Origin of the sequence: Nitrospira japonica (genome assembly GCF_900169565.1) — a bacterium.
GTDB lineage: Bacteria > Nitrospirota > Nitrospiria > Nitrospirales > Nitrospiraceae > Nitrospira_C > Nitrospira_C japonica_A.
This window is the reverse complement of record NZ_LT828648.1, coordinates 432,201-450,547: the sequence shown is the minus strand read 5'-3', so window position 1 is coordinate 450,547 and position 18,347 is coordinate 432,201. Positions and strand designations below refer to the sequence as shown.

Annotated in this window: 19 protein-coding genes and 1 pseudogene; 16 read left to right on the top strand and 4 right to left on the bottom strand. The window is 60.3% G+C overall.

Annotated features, from left to right (window positions below):
- Nucleotides 1-86 precede the first annotated feature (86 nt).
- Both NSJP_RS19990 and NSJP_RS02075 read right to left on the bottom strand, forming a co-directional pair.
- Nucleotides 87-643: pseudogene (locus NSJP_RS19990) on the bottom strand (DUF488 domain-containing protein).
- A 45-nt stretch (nucleotides 644-688) separates the two neighbouring features.
- Nucleotides 689-1,201: a hypothetical protein gene (locus tag NSJP_RS02075; RefSeq protein WP_155969787.1), complete on the bottom strand. Its 513-nt coding sequence runs from the start codon at nucleotides 1,199-1,201 to the stop codon at nucleotides 689-691.
- Between the two features lie 353 nt (nucleotides 1,202-1,554).
- Between NSJP_RS02075 and NSJP_RS02070 the strand changes: the two genes are divergently transcribed.
- The 14 genes from NSJP_RS02070 to NSJP_RS19105 all read left to right on the top strand — a co-directional run bounded on the left by NSJP_RS02070 (nucleotide 1,555) and on the right by NSJP_RS19105 (nucleotide 12,622).
- A complete protein-coding gene (locus NSJP_RS02070) occupies nucleotides 1,555-1,989 on the top strand; it encodes a hypothetical protein (protein ID WP_080885283.1) in 435 nt (144 codons plus the stop codon).
- 193 nt (nucleotides 1,990-2,182) lie between these two features.
- Nucleotides 2,183-2,641, top strand: coding sequence for a hypothetical protein (locus NSJP_RS02065; protein ID WP_080885282.1), 459 nt, complete (start codon nucleotides 2,183-2,185; stop codon nucleotides 2,639-2,641).
- Between the two features lie 7 nt (nucleotides 2,642-2,648).
- On the top strand, nucleotides 2,649-3,230 hold the full coding sequence (locus NSJP_RS02060; protein WP_080885281.1) for a DNA-3-methyladenine glycosylase I: 582 nt from the start codon (nucleotides 2,649-2,651) through the stop codon (nucleotides 3,228-3,230).
- A 115-nt stretch (nucleotides 3,231-3,345) separates the two neighbouring features.
- A complete protein-coding gene (locus NSJP_RS02055) occupies nucleotides 3,346-3,987 on the top strand; it encodes a DUF2238 domain-containing protein (protein WP_080885280.1) in 642 nt (213 codons plus the stop codon).
- Nucleotides 3,988-4,011: 24 nt separating this feature from the next.
- A complete protein-coding gene (locus NSJP_RS02050) occupies nucleotides 4,012-4,653 on the top strand; it encodes a DUF2238 domain-containing protein (protein WP_231989463.1) in 642 nt (213 codons plus the stop codon).
- A 60-nt stretch (nucleotides 4,654-4,713) separates the two neighbouring features.
- Nucleotides 4,714-5,187, top strand: a complete 474-nt coding sequence (locus tag NSJP_RS02045) for a gluconokinase (RefSeq protein ID WP_080888485.1) — start codon at nucleotides 4,714-4,716, stop codon at nucleotides 5,185-5,187.
- 627 nt (nucleotides 5,188-5,814) lie between these two features.
- A complete protein-coding gene (locus NSJP_RS02040; RefSeq protein ID WP_080885278.1) occupies nucleotides 5,815-6,366 on the top strand; it encodes a ferritin-like domain-containing protein in 552 nt (183 codons plus the stop codon).
- A gap of 197 nt (nucleotides 6,367-6,563) precedes the next feature.
- On the top strand, nucleotides 6,564-8,180 hold the full coding sequence (locus NSJP_RS02035; protein ID WP_080885277.1) for a Na+/H+ antiporter: 1,617 nt from the start codon (nucleotides 6,564-6,566) through the stop codon (nucleotides 8,178-8,180).
- 45 nt (nucleotides 8,181-8,225) lie between these two features.
- Nucleotides 8,226-9,737: a N,N-dimethylformamidase beta subunit family domain-containing protein gene (locus NSJP_RS02030; RefSeq protein WP_080885276.1), complete on the top strand. Its 1,512-nt coding sequence runs from the start codon at nucleotides 8,226-8,228 to the stop codon at nucleotides 9,735-9,737.
- Between the two features lie 117 nt (nucleotides 9,738-9,854).
- Nucleotides 9,855-10,502, top strand: a complete 648-nt coding sequence (locus NSJP_RS02025) for a c-type heme family protein (protein WP_080885275.1) — start codon at nucleotides 9,855-9,857, stop codon at nucleotides 10,500-10,502.
- Nucleotides 10,503-10,506: 4 nt separating this feature from the next.
- Complete coding sequence (locus NSJP_RS02020; protein ID WP_080885274.1) at nucleotides 10,507-10,899, top strand: hypothetical protein; 393 nt, start codon at nucleotides 10,507-10,509, stop codon at nucleotides 10,897-10,899.
- 372 nt (nucleotides 10,900-11,271) lie between these two features.
- Nucleotides 11,272-11,703 carry a DUF2780 domain-containing protein gene (locus NSJP_RS02015; protein WP_080885273.1) on the top strand — a complete coding sequence of 144 codons (432 nt, stop codon included), beginning with the start codon at nucleotides 11,272-11,274 and terminating at the stop codon, nucleotides 11,701-11,703.
- Nucleotides 11,704-11,786: 83 nt separating this feature from the next.
- A complete protein-coding gene (locus NSJP_RS02010) occupies nucleotides 11,787-12,293 on the top strand; it encodes an LEA type 2 family protein (protein ID WP_080885272.1) in 507 nt (168 codons plus the stop codon).
- Between the two features lie 185 nt (nucleotides 12,294-12,478).
- The gene (locus NSJP_RS19105; protein WP_155969785.1) at nucleotides 12,479-12,622 is read left to right on the top strand and encodes a hypothetical protein; all 144 of its coding nucleotides are present in this window, start codon (nucleotides 12,479-12,481) and stop codon (nucleotides 12,620-12,622) included.
- A gap of 262 nt (nucleotides 12,623-12,884) precedes the next feature.
- Here NSJP_RS19105 and NSJP_RS02005 read toward each other — a convergent pair whose 3' ends face one another.
- A complete protein-coding gene (locus NSJP_RS02005; protein ID WP_080885271.1) occupies nucleotides 12,885-13,289 on the bottom strand; it encodes a nuclear transport factor 2 family protein in 405 nt (134 codons plus the stop codon).
- 223 nt (nucleotides 13,290-13,512) lie between these two features.
- The gene (locus NSJP_RS19835; RefSeq protein WP_080885270.1) at nucleotides 13,513-14,187 is read right to left on the bottom strand and encodes an FKBP-type peptidyl-prolyl cis-trans isomerase; all 675 of its coding nucleotides are present in this window, start codon (nucleotides 14,185-14,187) and stop codon (nucleotides 13,513-13,515) included.
- A gap of 196 nt (nucleotides 14,188-14,383) precedes the next feature.
- Between NSJP_RS19835 and NSJP_RS01995 the strand changes: the two genes are divergently transcribed.
- Nucleotides 14,384-15,889 (top strand): sodium:solute symporter family protein, encoded by a 1,506-nt coding sequence (locus tag NSJP_RS01995; protein WP_080885269.1) that lies wholly within the window; start codon nucleotides 14,384-14,386, stop codon nucleotides 15,887-15,889.
- A gap of 113 nt (nucleotides 15,890-16,002) precedes the next feature.
- A complete protein-coding gene (locus NSJP_RS01990; protein ID WP_172834094.1) occupies nucleotides 16,003-18,291 on the top strand; it encodes a transglycosylase domain-containing protein in 2,289 nt (762 codons plus the stop codon).
- Nucleotides 18,292-18,347 lie beyond the last annotated feature (56 nt).

Sequence of the window (18,347 nt, the reverse complement as noted above, 5' to 3'; positions counted from 1 at the left end):
CAACGGACTTCGCGCTCATCGTTTGTCCTTGCATCGAGGTCGAGCGGAGTCGAGGCAGTGCACTTGCCGGTTGGGTGTAAAAAGCTCTAGAAAAGATTTGGAGTCTCGGTGGAATCTGATGGAGCCGGGTAGGTCACTCTTCCGGCTTCAAGTCTCGCAAAAGACGTGAGCTTGTGCGGCTGTAGATCGATGTCCGAAAAAATGTGGCGTACCGACCAGCCTAGCGATAGCAGGACATCGGCGATCAAGAGACGATGACAACGCCACGGCACCGCTTCAGCACACATAATGGCCGTGCGCCGTCGAGCGGCCTCCCTCATGAGCGTCTCCAAGGCCGCCGCGAATTGACTGGTCTGCTGTAGTCGGCATACCCACGAAAGCTTGCATTCCTCCAGCCTTTATTGGGGGAATCTTTCCGCGGTTTCCGCAAGCCGCCGAGCCCGGGCATTCCGATATAGGTCATGCCGGCCCTCGTCGTCTCGACGGCCAAGGCCTCCGCGTTGAACTGCGGATTGTGTCGCGAGCGTGGAATTGTACGTACGTCGGCGAGCTGCTCGATCCCCCAAACGTGGAGGGATGCAATGAATGTTTCGCTCGGTCTGGTGGAGTGGCCGATCGTCCACAGCACGGGATGTATCGGCATGGTACAGGCTTCTCCAAGCCGAATGGAGGCGGAGAGTGTCTTGGCCTAATCAGAGGGCATCTTGGCCGGATCAATCTCCAGCAGCCGATGTCGTCCGTTGAACACATGTTCGATCTTGTAGAGGCGATCCCCAACCTGCACCGTGCCGTTGACCACGTTTCCGCTGATGATCAACGACCAGCTGGATTTTGGTGCATGTTTGAGCGAGCCGCGGACCGTCGAAACGTCCGAGAGACGCGCCAAACTCGAACTGACATCCAGTTCATAGGAAGGGCCATGAAATAGGGCGATTGCGATGGGAGGGAGGGGTCTCGCGGCGGCATTTTTCAGGAGCGTCAGGAGTTCAGGATCGAAGACGATCTCCCGTTCCCGGATGACCCAGGGCTTCTTGGGCGGAAAGGGCCGCCCCGGTGATGCCTGATCTGAGACCTCCCGCCAGAGTACCGAAGGAGCCGGATCGTTGGCCGCCCACGCCATAACGACAAGCAGGCACAGGGTCCATGAGACCGCCCCGCCGGCCAACCAGGGAACCTTCCGGTACACCTTGGAAGATATCATCTTTCAACGTGAATCTTGATTTGCGTTACGCAACCGGCGCGGAATCGAGGATGGACTGTCTTCCTTGATATCAGGTTTATGGCGAGGCGACAATCGATGACCGTTGTCCTTGCATCACAGCGTACAGACTTGCAGGCACGCTACCACAAATGATGTCTCCCTGCGAGTCCATTGGTCGAGACGATGCGATGATCCCCCTTTGTACGGAGTATTTGGCGGCAAGGTCGGACATAGTTCGGTACCAATAGCACCAATAGTCGGGCGGAGTTTGTTGGATGATCCCCGCGTTTGCGAGGGTTGCTTGGCAGATATGAATGCGGCATAATGCCCGACTTAAGGATAGTACCACGCCTATGGTCACCGATTTTTTTGAGCAGCATCGGGTACGTATCGAGCAGGCGATTCGTCAGCCCGGATTGAGGCACAGCTCGGTGCGCGTGAGTGCGGCCCCGAAGGATGAAGGAGAGCGTCGCCGGGAGCCTCGCGTGGAGCAGTGGCAGCCCTGTTCGTACGAGGCCAGCGAATCACCGGGAGAATTTTCGTCGACCACTCAAGTCGGAGAAACCGTTGCGCTCGATCACAGTCAGGAGGGAATTCTCCTCCTCATGGACCGTGCGCCGATACCCACCAAAATGCTGGAAGTGCATACGTCCCAAGGACTGGGGCGGAAGACGCTCCTGGTCTTTGACGTGCGTTGGGTCAAACCCGTTCAAGTCCCGTCGGTCGGCGAGTATTTTCTGGTGGGTTGCCGACGCACCTTCGGTCCCTATCATTACGTTCAGTTCTAATCGACTCTCCGGGTCGATGGGTTCGACGCTGCCGACCGTCCCTTCATTCCATCGCCGACCCTCCCGTAGAATTCCCGTACTTCAATAGCCTCGGGATCTATTCCACGGCCTGTTTCTCGCCTAAAACGAGTATGGTAGAGTGGCGCTTTCGGGATAGATTCCTCCACGTATGCGGGGAGCCAGAGGAGGGAACATGATGGCACGCCGTCGACTGGGATTGTTCGTGTTGTTGTGCCTGTTGTGTGGGGTGTCTGCCGCGCAGGCTGAGGGCATCATTGAGGGACTCTTCGACAAAGCCAAAAGCAGCGCAGAACGCAAGACACGGGATCGCGTCAATCAGCGTATCGACCAAACGATCGATAAGGGGCTCAACAAGACGGAGGAGACCGCTCAATGTGTGGCGACGGATCAGGAATGCCTGAAGCGGGCCAAGGAGCAGGGAAAGCAAGTCAATGTGGTCGCGACTCCTCCCGCTGACTCAGTCAAGTGCGTGGCGACTGATACCAGCTGCCTGAAGCAGGCCAAGGCGCAGGGCAAGAAGGTTGAAATCGTGGACGAAGCGGAACTGGATACGCTCCGCTGCTCAGTGACGGATACGGACTGTCTCGGACGCGCCAAGTCGATGGGGAAGAAGGTTGAGATCGTCGACTAGACCCCCGATGGCCGCGCCGGTTCGGTGCGAATGGGTTGGCGAGAAGCCGCATCTGATCCGCTATCATGACGAAGAGTGGGGCAGGCCGGTTCACGATGATCGCACCCATTTCGAGATGCTGCAATTGGAGGGGGCGCAAGCCGGCCTGTCCTGGGAAACCATTCTGCTCCGCCGTGAGGGCTATCGGCGGGCGTTTGCTCGGTTCAACCCCGCGAGGGTGGCGCGCTTCGATGCTCGAAAGCGTGCGGTGCTTCTCAAAGATCCGCGCATCATCCGCAACCGTCTGAAAATCGACTCAGCGGTCACGAACGCCCGGGCATTTCTGGCGGTCCAAAAGGAGTTCGGCTCGTTCGACGCCTACGTCTGGCGCTTCGTCGGAGGCGCTCCCAAACAAGACCGAAGAGCTTCCCCCCGCAAGATTCCGACGTCCACGGCGGAAAGCGATGCCTTGTCCAAGGATCTGAAGCGCCGGGGGTTCCGCTTTGTGGGCAGCACCATCATCTACGCATATATGCAGGCGATCGGTATGGTCAACGACCACGCGGCGCCGTGCTTTCTGTCACCGCGAGCCCATACGCATAGCTGCTGACGGACCGCGGTCGACGAAGGAGGCCGGCCGTTGCATCGCCGCCGATCGGCCTGTACAGTAAACGGTGTCGGTGGATGCAAGGGACTGTCGTGCGAAAGAGCGCCGGAGGCTATACGTGGTGCGAACGAACAAGAGAATCCTGTTCGGCTTGCTCGTCTGGTACGTGCTCCTTTCCGCCTGGACCGCCTATGCGCCCGTCGATCGGCAATTCTGGCTGCTAGCCAGCATCCTGCCCGGTTTCCTCGTCTTCCTGCTGGCCGGCACGCACCGCTATCTTCCCCTGTCCGTCGCGTCATATGTGCTGATCACCGTCTTTCTGAGTCTTCACACCGTCGGTGTTCATTACACATACGCCCAGGTTCCACTTGGAAGCTGGATGGAAGTAACGGTCGATACGGGACGCAATCACTATGATCGACTTGTCCATTTCTGTTTCGGATTTTTGTTGGTCTATCCGATCGAGGAACTCTTTCGCCTCACTGCGTCGGTCAGGGGGTGGATGACCTACTATTTGCCCGTCATGACGATCCTTGGTCTTAGCGGTCTCTGGGAAATCATCGAGTCATGGGTGGCCCGAGCAGTTCATCCGGAACTCGGCATATCCTACCTGGGGTCACAAGGGGATATCTGGGACGCGCAGAAGGACATGGCGGCCGCCCTGTATGGGGGGCTCCTCTGCACGGCGGTCCTGATGTTGGTACGCTGGTATCGACATGGACGGTTATTCTCTCACGGCCAGACACTTGTCGACTCCTGACCGTGACCGTAATCGGACGCGATCGTGGGCAAGAGACCTAGGGTGATCCTATGGTTGTCTGTCTGGTACGGCCTCCTGTGGACCGGCCTGGCGGTTTCGCCATACGACCGTCAGGACTGGCTGCTGGAAAACCTGCTCGCGCTGACGGCCGTGACGATGCTGATCGTCACGTATCGGCGATTTCAATTCTCCTCCCTTTCTTATGTGCTGATCACGACGTTCCTCAGTCTCCATGCCGTTGGCGCGCATTATACCTACGCTGAAGTGCCGTTCGGATTCTGGCTGCAGCAGGTCTTCGGTCTTTCCCGCAATCCCTATGATCGGCTCGTCCATTTTTCGTATGGGCTTTTGTTGGTCTTCCCCTTGCGCGAGGTGCTCGTCCGTCTCGCTGGCGTCGCCGGTGTCTGGTCTTACTATCTTCCCGTCAGCGGCATGCTGGCGCAAAGCGGGTTTTTCGAGGTCGTGGAGGCCATCGTCGCGGAGATCGTCAGCCCTGATCTTGGGGCCGCGTACTTGGGCATGCAGGGCGATCCGTGGGATGCGCAAAAGGACATGGCGGCCGCCTTGGTCGGGGCGGTTGCCACCATGCTGATCGTCGCCGTCGCGACCCGGTCGAGTGGGCCAGAGGCTCGACGGGCCGGTCGTCGAACCATCGCAAACGGATGAATGACCGGATAACCAACGCATCATCGAACAATGCCGACTGAGTGCCGCGTCATTATCGTGATGGGTGTCGCCGGAGCGGGTAAGACCACCGTCGGGCTCAAGCTTGCGCGGGAACTCAATTGGACCTTTATCGACGGCGATTCTTTTCATTCCCGCTCCAGCATCGAGAAGATGGCAATCGGGCAACCGTTGACCGATGCCGACCGGTTTCCTTGGCTCGATCGGATACGGGCCGCTATCGACGGTTGGAGGGTCGAGGGGAAACGGGTCGTTCTCGCCTGTTCCTTGCTGAAAGCCGCCTATCGGGATTTTGTGCTGGATGGTCGCCGGCAGCTGGTGCAGTTGGTGTATCTGAAAGCTTCCCCACTGCTGCTGCACGAGCGTCTGCTTCACCGCGCCGGCCATTTCATGAAGGCCCCGCTACTCGAAAGCCAGCTTGAGACCCTCGAAGAGCCGGAGGATGCCCTTCTTCTCGATGCAGCAGACACGCCGGAGCAGCTGATTGGTCATATCCGCACTGCACTTCATCTCTAGCAGGATGTTGAAAAAGTCCTCCAGCTGCGTTCTCGCATCGCTCAGAGGCTCAGCGTACGGCAGAGAGTACGATTCGCCTCTTCGCTCGCTGCGGCCTTGCCCGCGGAGCGGCGCGTCTTGGCGCGCCGGGGTGGGCGGATGAGAAAACGGCCTTTTTGACCATCCTGTGAGCTCTTCCGATTCAATCAGCGATCAGACCCGGTTCCGCATTTCCGGGCTCCAGAAAAGTTTTTCAACGCCTGCCAGTCGGGAGCGGGCCGCTAGGCCGGGTTACACACAAATCTCCGCCCAACTGGCAAGTTGCGGGATGGGTGGCCGTATGGGAGGAGGCGCAGGCGTCGGCTGCGGATCAGGCAGAGGCGGCTGTGGAGGCGGAAATGGATCGGGATCCGGCGGAACCGGTCCGGGATCCGGAGCTGGATTCAGTCTGTGCAAGTGATCGAATAGCCATTGGCCCATCATGATGAATCAAGCGTAGCAGTGCGGCTCACTCGAAGCCGCTCGGGCAGACCCTAGTTTCTCAACGAGGACATTCCTGCCCCGAGATATCACTAGTTCAGCGCTCGCGGAAGTCCTGGGATAATTGGACAATCGTCCCCATTTACAAATCCAAAGAGAGGAATTTTTATGAAGCGACCGCTGGCAAGCCAAAGTGGTTTGACTGATCAGGAAATCCAAGACGCTGTGGACCAGGGGGCGGTCACGAAGCAATACTTCGCCGATCCCCAGAACGTGGTGAGTTCGCTCAATCGTCTTCGATCAACGGAGATCACGAGCTATCTGCAGTACAAACAGCATGGGTATATGGCCGTGTCGCTGCTGTCGCCTGGCTTGAAAGGCGAATTCGAAGCTCACGCCCAACAGGAATTGGCTCATGCCGATAAGTTGGCCATGAGAATTCAACAACTCGGCGGTGTTCCGATTTTCGACTTGCAGGAGCTGGCGGGAAAGGCGGCCGCGATCGGAATTCATCCGGAACAGGGCGCCACCCTGACGGAAATGGTCATCGAGAATCTCTTGCTGGAACGACGTCAGGTCGAAGCGTACACCGCCTTGATCCGTGAGATCGGGGACAAGGACCTCGTGACTCGCGAAACGCTGTTGGGCATCCTCGCCGAGACGGAAACGCACGCCAGCGAGTTGGCGGATTTCCTCAAGCGAACCAGCGACGAACGTTGAGTGCGCCGGCGGTGAGCGCCGGCTGGGTTCGCACCCGTGCCGTCGATGTTGCCGCCGGTTTTCTCGAGAACTTGCTTCCTTCCCTCCTCCTTGCTATAGCAGCCCAGCGACCAGTCCAGATCTTTCCTTCGACTTATTAATCACGGCCGTGCCGGAAGGGCGGCGCAGGCCGGTTTGGACGTGCGTGTGGGGTTCTGATGCAGGGTCTTCATCAACTCGAAGTCATCATCTTGCTACTCGCCGCGGTTCTCGCGTTGACGACGATCGCCGAAAAGATCCTGGTTCCCTATCCGATCCTGCTCGTGATCGGCGGTCTTGTGCTAGGTGTCATTCCCGGCCTGCCGACGGTGTCGCTCAATCCCGATCTCGTCTTCCTCGTGTTCCTACCCCCGATCCTGTGGGCCGCCGCCTACTTTACGTCGCTGAGGGATTTTCGTTTCAACTTGCGTCCGATCTTATTGTTAGCCGTCGTGTTGGTGTTGCTGACGACCGCATCCATCGCGGCGGTGGCCCGCGCGTTGCTGCCCGGCATCGGATGGGCCGAAGCGATCGCATTGGGCGCCATCGTGTCTCCGCCGGACGCGGTATCCGCCACCGCCATCAGCAGAAGGTTGCGAATCCCCCGACGAGTCGTCACCATTCTGGAGGGGGAAAGTCTCGTGAATGACGCCACGGCCCTGGTGTTGTATCGGGCCGCCGTCGGCGCGGCGGTCAGCGGGTCGTTTCTCCTGGGGCATGCCGTCCTGGAATTTTGCTTCGCGGCGATAGCCGGCATCGCCATTGGGATCGGCGTCGCTTGGCTCGCACGCTGGTCGCTGTGCGCCACGGAAGATGCCTTTACGCACATCGCCATCACGTTGCTGTCCCCCTACATCGCCTGGGTCTTGGGTGAATCGGTCGATGCCTCGGCGGTACTGGCCTGTGTTGCGGGGGGCATCTACATGCGGCAGCAGTTCAGCAGTGCCGTCGCACCGTCGACTCGGATTCAGGCAAAGGCCGTCTGGAGTCTGCTGGTGTTCCTTCTGAATGGGATTATCTTCATCCTCATCGGATTGGAGCTCGGGCCCCTGCGGGACACGTTGCCAGAGGGGCGATTGGGACCCATTGTGCTCGCCGGGGCGGTGATCGGTCTCACCGCGATCGTGGTACGAATTTTGTGGGTCCCCTTGGGAGCGATTGTTCCTCGATGGCTGAGTCCCGCGTTGCGGGCAAGGGATCCGATGCCTCCGCGGTCGAGCATCTTTCTGATTTCCTGGACAGGCATGCGAGGGATCGTGACGCTCGCCGCCGCCTTGGCGTTGCCGGTTACGACGGCCGCGGGGGCGCCGTTTCCGTTCCGAACGGAGATCATCCTGATCAGTTTCATGGTGATTCTTGCCACGCTGGTAGTCCAAGGCCTGTCCCTGCCTCCGCTGATCCGCCTGCTGAAGCTCGAGGACGACCACGGCTTGGAGCATGAAGAGAGTCTGGCGCGTGAGCATGCGGCGACCGCGGCATTGACCAGGCTCGACCAACTGGTCGGGCAGGAGGGTATCCCGGACGATCAAATTGAACGGTTGCGCCATCAGTACAGCCGGCGGTTGGAGGGATTTTCCCGGTTCGGCGCGTCACGCGTGGAGGGGGCGGGCGATGCGATCGAATCCTTTCAGCGTCTCCACCATGAAATCCTGACGGCAGAGCGAATGGCCCTGATCGATTTGCGCAACGACGGGACGATCAGCGACGACGTGCTCCACCAGTTGGAACAGGAACTCGACGTCGCTGCCGTGCATCTGGGTGTCGGCGAACGGCGGATCAACCGGAGGAAGGCATAAGACGATGCTCTCGATCCCCATCGCTTCATCGGGACACCGCCCGTCGTGACCGGCGAGGGGTGGAGTCGGCGCCAATTTCTCTCGGCCGGCCTCGGCTTGGCCGGCCTGGCGTTCTCGCGACCTTCGGTCTTCGGAGCCTGCTCCGAATCTCCTCAGACCGCCGCATGTCCCTCGATCTCCTGGATGGACGGAGGCCGTTCGCTCATCGAGGGGTACGCCGGCCGGAGAAGTTATGAAGCCGGTGAACGGGTGTCCTTCTTCATGTCGTCCCAGAGCCGGATCAGAGCGATGCTTACAGTCAACCGACTTGGGGCGAGAAGGGAAATGGTCTGGTCGGGGCCGGTCTGGGTGGAGCCACAGGCCATTCCGGCCGATGCGTCCGAATCCGGCTGCCGGTGGGACGGCGAGGGAGGCAGTGGACTGACGTTTGACGTGCCGGCCGAATGGAAGCCCGGCTTCTATCACGTGACCATGCACGCTGCCGATGGCGACGGGGAAGGCTTCTTCATCGTGCGCTCGCCACGTTCGGCCCCCAAGCCCGGGATACTCCTGATCCTGTCGACGAACACCTATTTTGCCTACAACAATTACGGTGCTGCTCAGGGGGACGCACTTCGCTCGACCCGTGGAAGCTTCTATGATCAGGCGCGTGTCGCGTCCTTTCTCCGGCCGTTGCCAATGGGCTTTCTCTCCCCCTACGACTGCCGAAAAACCGGCATCCCGAGTCGTCACCACCGCTATGCCGGATGGGACAAATGGGAATGGCCGTTCGTCCAGTGGGCGGAGCAAGCCGGCATCGATCTGGACTACGCCGCGAACGAGGATTTGGAGCGGCAACCAGAGCGTTTGGAGTCATACAGGCTGATCCTCAGCGTCGGCCATGATGAATATTGGTCTGCGGGGATGAGGAACGCCGTCGAGCGACATGTGCGCCAAGGAGGGAACGCCGTCTTTCTCAGCGGGAACGTGTCCTATCGAAAGGTCCTTTTGGATATGTCGGACTCGCGGATGATCCTGGACGGCGCAATGGACGGTGCCGCACTATGGAGTCATCTCCAGGGAGCCAATCGGCCGGAACACCGGCTGACCGGAGTGAGTTTCTGCTACGGTGCGCTCAATCCGCTTCCTGTTCCGTACAGAATTTATCAACCCGATCACTGGCTGTTCGACGGCCTGTGGTCTGCAGGTGGAAGGCCCGAACGGTTTCCTGATGTGGGCTGTATCGGCTACGAGTGTGATGGATGCGACATCGAGTGGGACAAGGGAATCCCGACCGCGAGTCACCGCGACGGCTGCCCTGAGGACTTTCAGATTCTAGCGCTTGCTCCGGGCCGCATGCCCGATTATGAGGCAACCGTGCACTCGAGAGCCCTGTTTGGGCGGGATGACGGGTTCACACCCTGGGGAGCCGATTTGCGACAAGGCGCCGCCGTCATGGGCATATGGACGAATGGAGGAACGGTATTGACCGTGGGTTGCACAGAATGGGTCAGGCGATTGGATGATCCTCTGATTTCGCGGATCACCAAAAATGCGCTGACGAGGCTTTCGCAATAGTGCCATCCGACGTGTGGTCCACTCATAGATTGACGGGTCACAACCGGATCGGGTAGGCTGCACGTTGGATTCCAGCCCACCGGTGATCAAGGTTCCTTCGATCTCAGGATTCCGATCATGCGACGGTTGTACTGGGCGACAGGGTTCAGTTTTGCCGGACTATTGATGGTCGCCGGTTGGACTGCACATGCCGCGGACCCTTCATTCGAGACCACCGCCCGTTACATCCTGGAGGTCGTCAAGGCGTTCCGCACCGCGTACGTCCTCCAAGTCGTCGAACATATCAAGGGAACCGGCGTGTCGGTCCAAGAGGACTGGGAGAAGAATGCGCATCTCCTGCCCCTTCCGGCCCAATTCGTCAAGGGGGCGGCGGATCAAGTGGATGGGCTCGAGATCGGCCTCATTGGTTTGGCGCCGCTGAATCCCGCCAACCGTCCCAAGACCACGGCGGAAGTGAACGCCCTGATTCAATTGGAAAAGAACCGGGACAAGCGGTTCGTGGGTTTTATGGACGGCGATCAATTCAAAGCCCTCTCGGCCGATTTGGCCTTGGTTCAGTCGTGCGTCGATTGTCACAACCGGCATCCGCGGTCCTCGCGCAGAAATTTTCAACGTTGGGACGTCATGGGCGCCCTCGTCGTCCGCTTTAAGCCTGACGGGATGACGGAGGGGCTGTCGCTTCCGGCGGAACCGCCGAAACGAGGGCCGGGCCCGCTCGAGCGGATGACGCCGCCACCGACGACGGCGCCGCCTTGGGTCAGGTAACCGTATGTCACGTATGACCAACCGGGTATTTCTGCTGACGTTGACGGTGCTGCTGCTCGGGTTGCCGGCCGTCGGCGACACACAGAGCACCTCACCTTCTCTGAACGGCACCCAGAGCGTCGTGCCGCTGTCGCAACAGCCGACGGCGTTCGATACCACGACCACAGCCGGAGCAGCCGGAGGGGTGACGCCGGCCCAGGTCGCGCCGGGAGTCAATACGGCGGTAAGTTCCAGTATCGGAAAGTCGTTCGGTACCGTCGGACGCGGCTTGCCGGGATTCCCCGGCGGTCCTCCCCTCAACGGCACACCGGGCGTGGGTGACACGTCCACATCAAGCATGCGCCCGAAGACGATCCCGCCGCTCCTTTGTGACCCGGCCGTCGATATTCCCTGTTGACCCCTCCCTGTTCGGCCACTGTCAAATTTGACAGTAGGCCGTTCTGAGCGCTCGCTGTATAACGTGGTTGGACCACCATCCCGTCCGATGGTATGGGACGGCTAGGTTGTCCGATGACGCGGAGGACGCCATGACCGAGGAACAGGGTCGGCTGGAGGCGGCTCGCAAGGAGGATTTTCTGGGAGAATGTAACGCGCAAGCAGCCGGAGCTGTCGGCCGGTTCGGCTCTCGAGCCGGCGAAGGCGAAGGTGACGGCATAGGCCGTTGCGACCGGCGGAACGACGGCGGAAATCGCCGTGTACGAGTCACAATCGTGCCACTATCGTGCCGGCGTCGGACGGAAACGCCGGCAAAACTTGAAAGGAGGCAGCTATGCATCGTTCGATCATTCTCACGGGGTTCTTGGTCTGTGCATTCCTCTCGGTGTCCGGCTGTGCCGGTATGGATACGAAGGGAATGACGGACCCATTGGTCAAGATCCTGACCAGTCAATTGGACGTGACGGCCAACCAGGCCAAGGGAGGCCTCGGGTCCACCCTGACGATGGCGAAGGAAAAACTCCCACCCCCTGACTTCGAGTCGTTGACGAAATATGTGCCTGGAACGGAAGGTTACATGAAGGCTGCGAAGGACCTCGGCGCAGTGACGGGTCCGATCAGTGACCCAACGGCTTTGCAGGCGGCCTACTCCAAGTTGGGCATGAGTTGGGACAAGGTGGGAAAGTTTTCCAAGGTCCTGTCAGATTTTGTCGGCACGTCGGGAGGCGAACAGGCTCAGAGCTTCCTCACAAGCCTGATGAAGTAACAGAAGACGTGTGGGAAGGGCGGCGCGGTATATCCGCGCCGCCGTCTTTTCCGTGAAGGAGCGCAAATGGAAGGAACCTTCCTATGATCAACAAGCGGAGCCGATGGCCTGTCTTCTGGCTGATCGCATCGATGCTCGTCTGGGGCTGCGCGACGGTGCCGAGCGATATGGAGCCGCCCAAGGTCAGCATCGCCAACATCGCGCCAAAAGATTTCGCGCTCTTTGAACAGCGATTCGACGTCCAGCTGCGGATTCAGAATCCCAATGACAAGGAACTGGGCATCAACGGGCTGCGGTGCGACATCGAACTCAACGGCAAGGAGTTTGGCAACGGCATGTCGGGTGAACGGGTCAAGATCCCGCGGTTCGGGTCCGAGGTGGTGAACGTCGAAGTCATTACGAGCCTGGGGAGCCTGCTGCGCCAGGTCGAAAACCTCGGTCAAGCTGGAAATGCGGCAAATCCGGATGGAAACAAGTTTGTCTATCGACTCAAGGGCACGGCCTTCGTCGAGTCTCCGAGCAGTTTCAAATTGCCGTTCGATGAGAAGGGAGAGATTGACTTGCCTCTTGGGTCGGCGCCTCAACACTAAAGGAGGCGACCGTCCATGACCCTGAGGATCAGTCCTCGCGTACGTCGTCCTTCTTGTTGTCTTTCCTGGTTCGGCCTCGCCCGCTTCATCCAACGTTTACGCCTACTGCGACGATCCCTCGACGATGCGCCTGGTCTATTCGGCGCTTGCACCGCAACGTTCTGGATCGCTGCAACGAGCACGCGGTGCAGATCATGACTCCGTCCTACGAAGGCGATCCCGAATCGCCGAAGGTCGTGTCGAAAGATCGCTGGTTCGCTGCGCCGGCGATGGCTCCGGTGCAGCCGTCATCGAGCGAAGAAATCTCTCGCGTCTCTCATCCGGCCTGACCAAGCAACGACCCATCCGATCTATCCACCGACCGACGCTCAAGGCTGTGAGCTGAATGGGTGCGGAGGAATTTGTCTCCTCGTTGATGACGGTAAGTTCAGATTGGCGAGGGCGATCCTGGTAGGCAGACCAAACCGGGAAACAAATCGCACGGTAGCGGCTCGACTTTGGAGACCGCATTCGTTAGTGCCGTCGTATTGATCGCGAACAAGAGACCCACAGGGACGATAAGAACCTGAAGGTGTTTCATGGTGATTCATTTTAATTTGAGTTGTGCGGAGGTTGCGCGGAAGCTACGGCGGACACGTTCAACCACCTCCCGCCACGCTTCGCCCATCCCGATGTAACGGAATTCCTCATCGCAATCTCTTTGCCCTGAATGATGGCGCGAGCGTCTACATGATACGTGACGATGGCAGCATCCCGAGTCAACAGGGTCACCCGGAAATTGCCGAGTCGATAGTCTTTTAGATCCGCGTCGCCGAGAAAATCCAACAGTTCCGATTTTGTCCTCTCTTTTCCATCCGGGAAGATGTCATAAAAATCCTCGGACAGATAGCTTGCAAACCCATTCAGATCATTCCGTTTAATCAAGCTCCATGTCTCATGTTCATATGCGATTAATCTGTCCGCCATTGAAATATCTTTTGTTTTCTGATTTCCCATGGCATTCCTGTCCACAGCTTTATTCAAACACAATACGCTGAGGATTCCCAATCTGTCTTGCTCGTTTAGTGAACGCCGGATTCGCTGGAATCAGATCAGATAGGCAAGCTGTCTGGCGCGGGAATCGAAGCCGGGCTGCGAAAACTATGTTGGTTCGTTGGCCGGATCGTTCGAGCGGAAATTCGGGGCGGGCCAATAGGGCATCGGCCCGCCGCCGAAGACGTTATTTCTTCACGATCTCGAGCAGCTCCACTTCGAAGACGAGTGTGGCGCCCGGCTTGATGGTCGGGGGTGAGCCCCGGTCTCCATAGGCGATCGCCGAGGGGCAGACCAGCTTGCTCTTGCCGCCGACCTTGATCAGCTGCACGCCCTCCGTCCAGCACTTGATCACCTGATTCAAAGGAAACGTGGCTGGCTCGCCGCGCTTCACCGAGCTGTCGAAGACGGTGCCGTCGATGAGCGTGCCATGGTAGTGCACTTTGACCGTATCGGTGGCCGTCGGCGTCGCGCCCTTGCCTTCCTTGATGGTCGTCACGATGGCTCCGGATTCGGTCTTTTTTGCCCCGGACTCGGCCGCCGCCTTCGCGATGAACGTGGCGCCGGCTTTCTTTTCGGTGTCGGCCAAAGCGGAGGCGCGGGCCTGCTGCAACTGATTGACTTTCGGACCGAATGCTTGCAGATCGACCTTCGGAGTTTTCTTGAGGACACCATCGCTCATGCCGGATCGCACGAAGTCAAGTTCGGACTCCGTGAGCGCAAAAGGGGTCAGGGACTGGCTGATCAACAATCCCAAGGCATAAAAGGTTTTCTGATCGTCGGTGGAAGGATCCGCGGCGCCGGCGGGTATGGCCGACAGCATCAGACTCAGTAGCATGGTCACGATCGTCACTGGACGCATGAGAGATCCTTTCTTGTGAGAGTAAGGAGAAACCTTCACACCATATGCTACCTGACGGGCAAGCTCAATACTTTTCTCGGATGGCCGCCCCGGCAATGGCGGACGTGCCGGTCCGGCGATGATCAGCGGGAATAGTTGCGCCGGATTCAATGCAACGGTACACTGCGCGTCCAGCCTGGAGCGCAGGCTAGCCTGCATGATTCTTACCTTCGTCATTCTCTATCTGGCGGTCTCGGTCGGGGTCGGACTCCACGCCGCCAGGCGCGTGCACGACACCAAGGATTTCGCCGTCGCCGGCCGTTCTCTGCCGCTCCCGATCGTGGCGGCGACCGTGTTTGCGACCTGGTTCGGCGCCGAGGCGCTCATGGGCATGTCCGCCACCTTCGTCAAAGAGGGCCTGCGCGGCGTGGTGGCCGACCCGTTCGGTTCGACCCTCTGTTTGGTGCTCGCCGGGCTGTTTTTTGCCCCTCGGTTCTACCGGCTGAATTTGCTCACCGTGGGGGACTATTACCGGTTGCGCTACGACCGCCGCGTGGAAGTCCTGTGCACGCTCTGCATCGTGGCGTCCTATGTCGGCTGGGTGGCCGCGCAGTTCAAGGTGCTCGGTTTGGTCCTGAACGTCGTCACGCAGGGTGCAGTGAGCCAACAGGCGGGGATGGTCATCGGCGCCGCGATCGTCCTGACGTACACCACGTTCGGCGGCATGTTTTCCGTGGCGATTCTCGATTTCGTGCAGCTCTCGGTGATCATCGGAGGATTGTTGTACATCGTTTCGGTCGTGAGCGACCTGGCCGGAGGAGCCGGCGCCGTCCTCAGCCACGCGGCGCAAGCGGGCAAACTGGAATTCTTTCCGGCGGCGTCGCTCGACGCCTGGATCCCGTTCATCGGCGCGGGTGTGACGATGATGTTGGGCTCCATTCCGCAGCAGGACGTGTTCCAGCGGATCACGTCCGCGAAGGACGAGCGGACGGCCGTTCGGGGATCGCTTGCCGGGGCCGCCCTGTATTTCTCCTTCTGTTTCGTTCCGATGTTCCTGGCCTATGCGGCCCTGCTCGTGGATCCGGACAGGTTCGGGACGCTGCTCCGGGAGGATTCACAACTGGTGCTGCCGACATTGATCGTCGAATACACGCCGGCCGTGGCGCAAATTCTGTTCTTCGGCGCCGTTCTGTCGGCCGTGATGAGTTGTTCGAGCGCGACGTTATTGGCTCCTTCGGTGGCCCTGAGTGAAAACGTCCTGAAAGGATTGATGCCCGGGCTGGATGAACGGGGACTTCTCAGGATGATGAGGATCGTGCTGGTGGGATTTGCCGTCATCGTACTGGCGATCGCCATCAGCTCGGACGCCAGCATCTATCAACTGGTGGTGAATACCTACAAGGTCACACTGGTGGCGGCGTTCGTTCCGCTGGCGGCGGGCCTCTACTGGCGCGGCGCCACGATCGTCGGCGCGCTGTGTGCCATCGGGCTGGGTCTTGCGACTTGGATCGCGGGGGAAGTGCTCAGTTCCGAACAGCCCGTCTGGCCGCCCCAGCTTCTCGGCCTGTTGATGGCCGGAGTCGGCATGGTCATCGGCTCCAAGGCGCATCTGATTTACGACAGGGCCGATATGGTTCGGGAAGGCTCGGCCGAAACGGGCGAAACGCAGGAGATGGTCGAAAGTCGGGTCACGAAATCTCCCCGACGGCCGCCCGGGATCTAGGCTGCAGCAGTGAGTCGGCGCTCCGGCCGGCGTTGGGATCGTTGCTCGTCCATCCGGGCTCGGCTTGAAGTCCGGTCTTGGTAACCGTCATGCGTGCAGGGATTCGAACAATCGTGCGTTCTCCCTGGCTGATGAGAGGCGTCTTGGCCGCGGCAGGCCTTGGAGTGCTCCTATTGCTGGCGGTGGCCGGCTACGGAGCCTACCTCGCAACGTTTCTCGAATTGCCGAAACGCGAAGACCACCCGCCGCTGCGGCTCTATACCGCGCCGTTTCAGTTGAAAGCCGATCTGTCGGTCAAAGAGGCGCGGTTGCCCGAACGATTGCAGCGGCTGGGCTATCGTGCGGTGACCGGCGACGTCGCCACCCCCGGAGACTATCGCCTGGCGCCCGAGTCGTTGACGATCTATGTGCGCGCACAGCCCGAGAGCCTTTTGAAGGCCCGTATGATCCAGCTGACGTTGGATCAGGGTACGATCACGGAAGTGCTCTCGATGCCGGATCGGACGCCCGTTTTCCCGGTCTATCTGGAACCAGAGCTGATCAGCGGATTGCGGGGCGGATCCCGGCAGGTGCGAGAATGGGTGCCGCTCGCGGACATGCCGCCGTCCCTCGTCGACGCGGTGCTCTCCGTCGAGGATCGCCGCTTTTTTTCGCATGTCGGCATCGATCCGGTCGCGATCGGCCGCGCCGTCTGGCGCAACCTGACGAGCGGCGGCGTCGTGCAGGGCGGCAGCACCGTCACCCAGCAGCTCGCGAAGAATCTCTTCTATTCGCCGCAACGGACGTTCGTGCGGAAAATGAAAGAGGCGCTGGCCGCCGTCGTGCTGGAAGTGAAGTATCGCAAACAGGACATCCTGGAAAGCTACCTCAACGAGATCTACCTGGGCCAGGCGGGGTTCGTCTCGATCTACGGGATCAGCGAGGCCGCGCACCGGTACTTCGGGAAGTCGCTGTCCCAGCTCAGCGTCGCGGAAACGGCGCTGGTCGCCGGCTTGATCAAAGGTCCCAACACGTATGCGCCGACCAAGCATCCGGAGGCGGCCGTCGAGCGCCGGAACGTCGTGCTTCGCACGCTGCGCGAGCGGGGGCGTCTCACGGAGGAAGAATGGAAAATCGCCGTGAACGAACGGCTTCGGGTGATGCCGCCCGACGACGTGCTGGCGGACGCGCCGTATTTCGTGGATGCCGCCTTGCGGCAGGTGGAAGAGACGGTCGGAACGCCGCTGCCGGAAGGACTGCGCATCGACAGCACGCTCGATCCGATTCTCCAGCAGGTCGCGACCGACGCGGTGGAAAATGGGTTGAAGAAGCTGGAGCGGACCGTACCATCGCTTGCAACGTCAGGACAGCCGGTTCAAGCCTCGATCGTCATTCTGGAGCAGGCAACCGGTTCGATTCTGGCCCTCGCGGGCGGACGAGACTATCGGCTCAGTCAATTCAATCGAGCCGTCCAGGCCCGCCGGCAGGCCGGCTCGCTCTTCAAGCCGTTCATCTATCTGGCCGCGTTGGAGGCGTCCCGGGAAGGGAAAGGGCCTGGCCTGACGGCCGCCAGTCTGCTCGCGGATGAACCGGTCACGTTCGAGTCCGATACCGGCGCCTGGTCTCCCAAGAATTACGACCGCCAGTTCCGGGGCCGGGTGACCCTGCGCAGCGCGCTGGAGCAGTCGCTCAACGTGCCGGCTGTCCGGATCGCTCAAGCGGTGGGCACCCGTGCCGTGACGGACCTTCTTCGGCGTCTTGGCATCACGAGTCCGCTGACCGAAGACCTCTCGATCGCCCTGGGCAGCTCATCCGTTTCGCTGCTGGAAATCACCTCGGCGTACGGTGCGGTCGCGAACGGGGGAATCTGGGTTCGTCCGACCGTGGTTCGATCGATCGCCGAACGCCAAGGGGCGTCTCTCTGGGCCGCCACGCCGGACCGCAAGCAGGCGGTGTCGGCGCAGGCGGCCTACGTGGTGACATCGTTGCTGGAGGGCGTCGTTCAGCGGGGCACCGCGACCAAGGCTCGGACGCTCGGCTTCGCCGGAGCGGTCGCTGGCAAGACGGGGACGACCGACGGGTATCGTGATGCCTGGTTCGTCGGCTACACGGCGGACCTTACGATCGGCGTGTGGGTGGGATTCGATGACGAGCAGCCGATCCGTCTGACCGGGAGCCAGGCGGCGCTCCCGATTTGGATGGACGTCGCCAGGCGCGTCGTGCCGGAGCGGTCTCCGCGGTTTCAGATTCCAACCGGTATCGTCACGCGTCGCGTCGATCCGAGAACCGGGCAGCTGGCGACGTCCCAATGCCCCGAGCAGACGGCGGAGGTCTTCATCGAGGGGACCGAACCGAGCGTCTACTGCGAGACGCACGGCGGCGGGATGTGGGAGCGGTTGCGGCGCTCGTTCGGCCTGTCGTAAACCGGAGGCGCCTCCGGCTGTCGGCGATTGGAAATTGAGGTTGGCAGTCGGGGTTT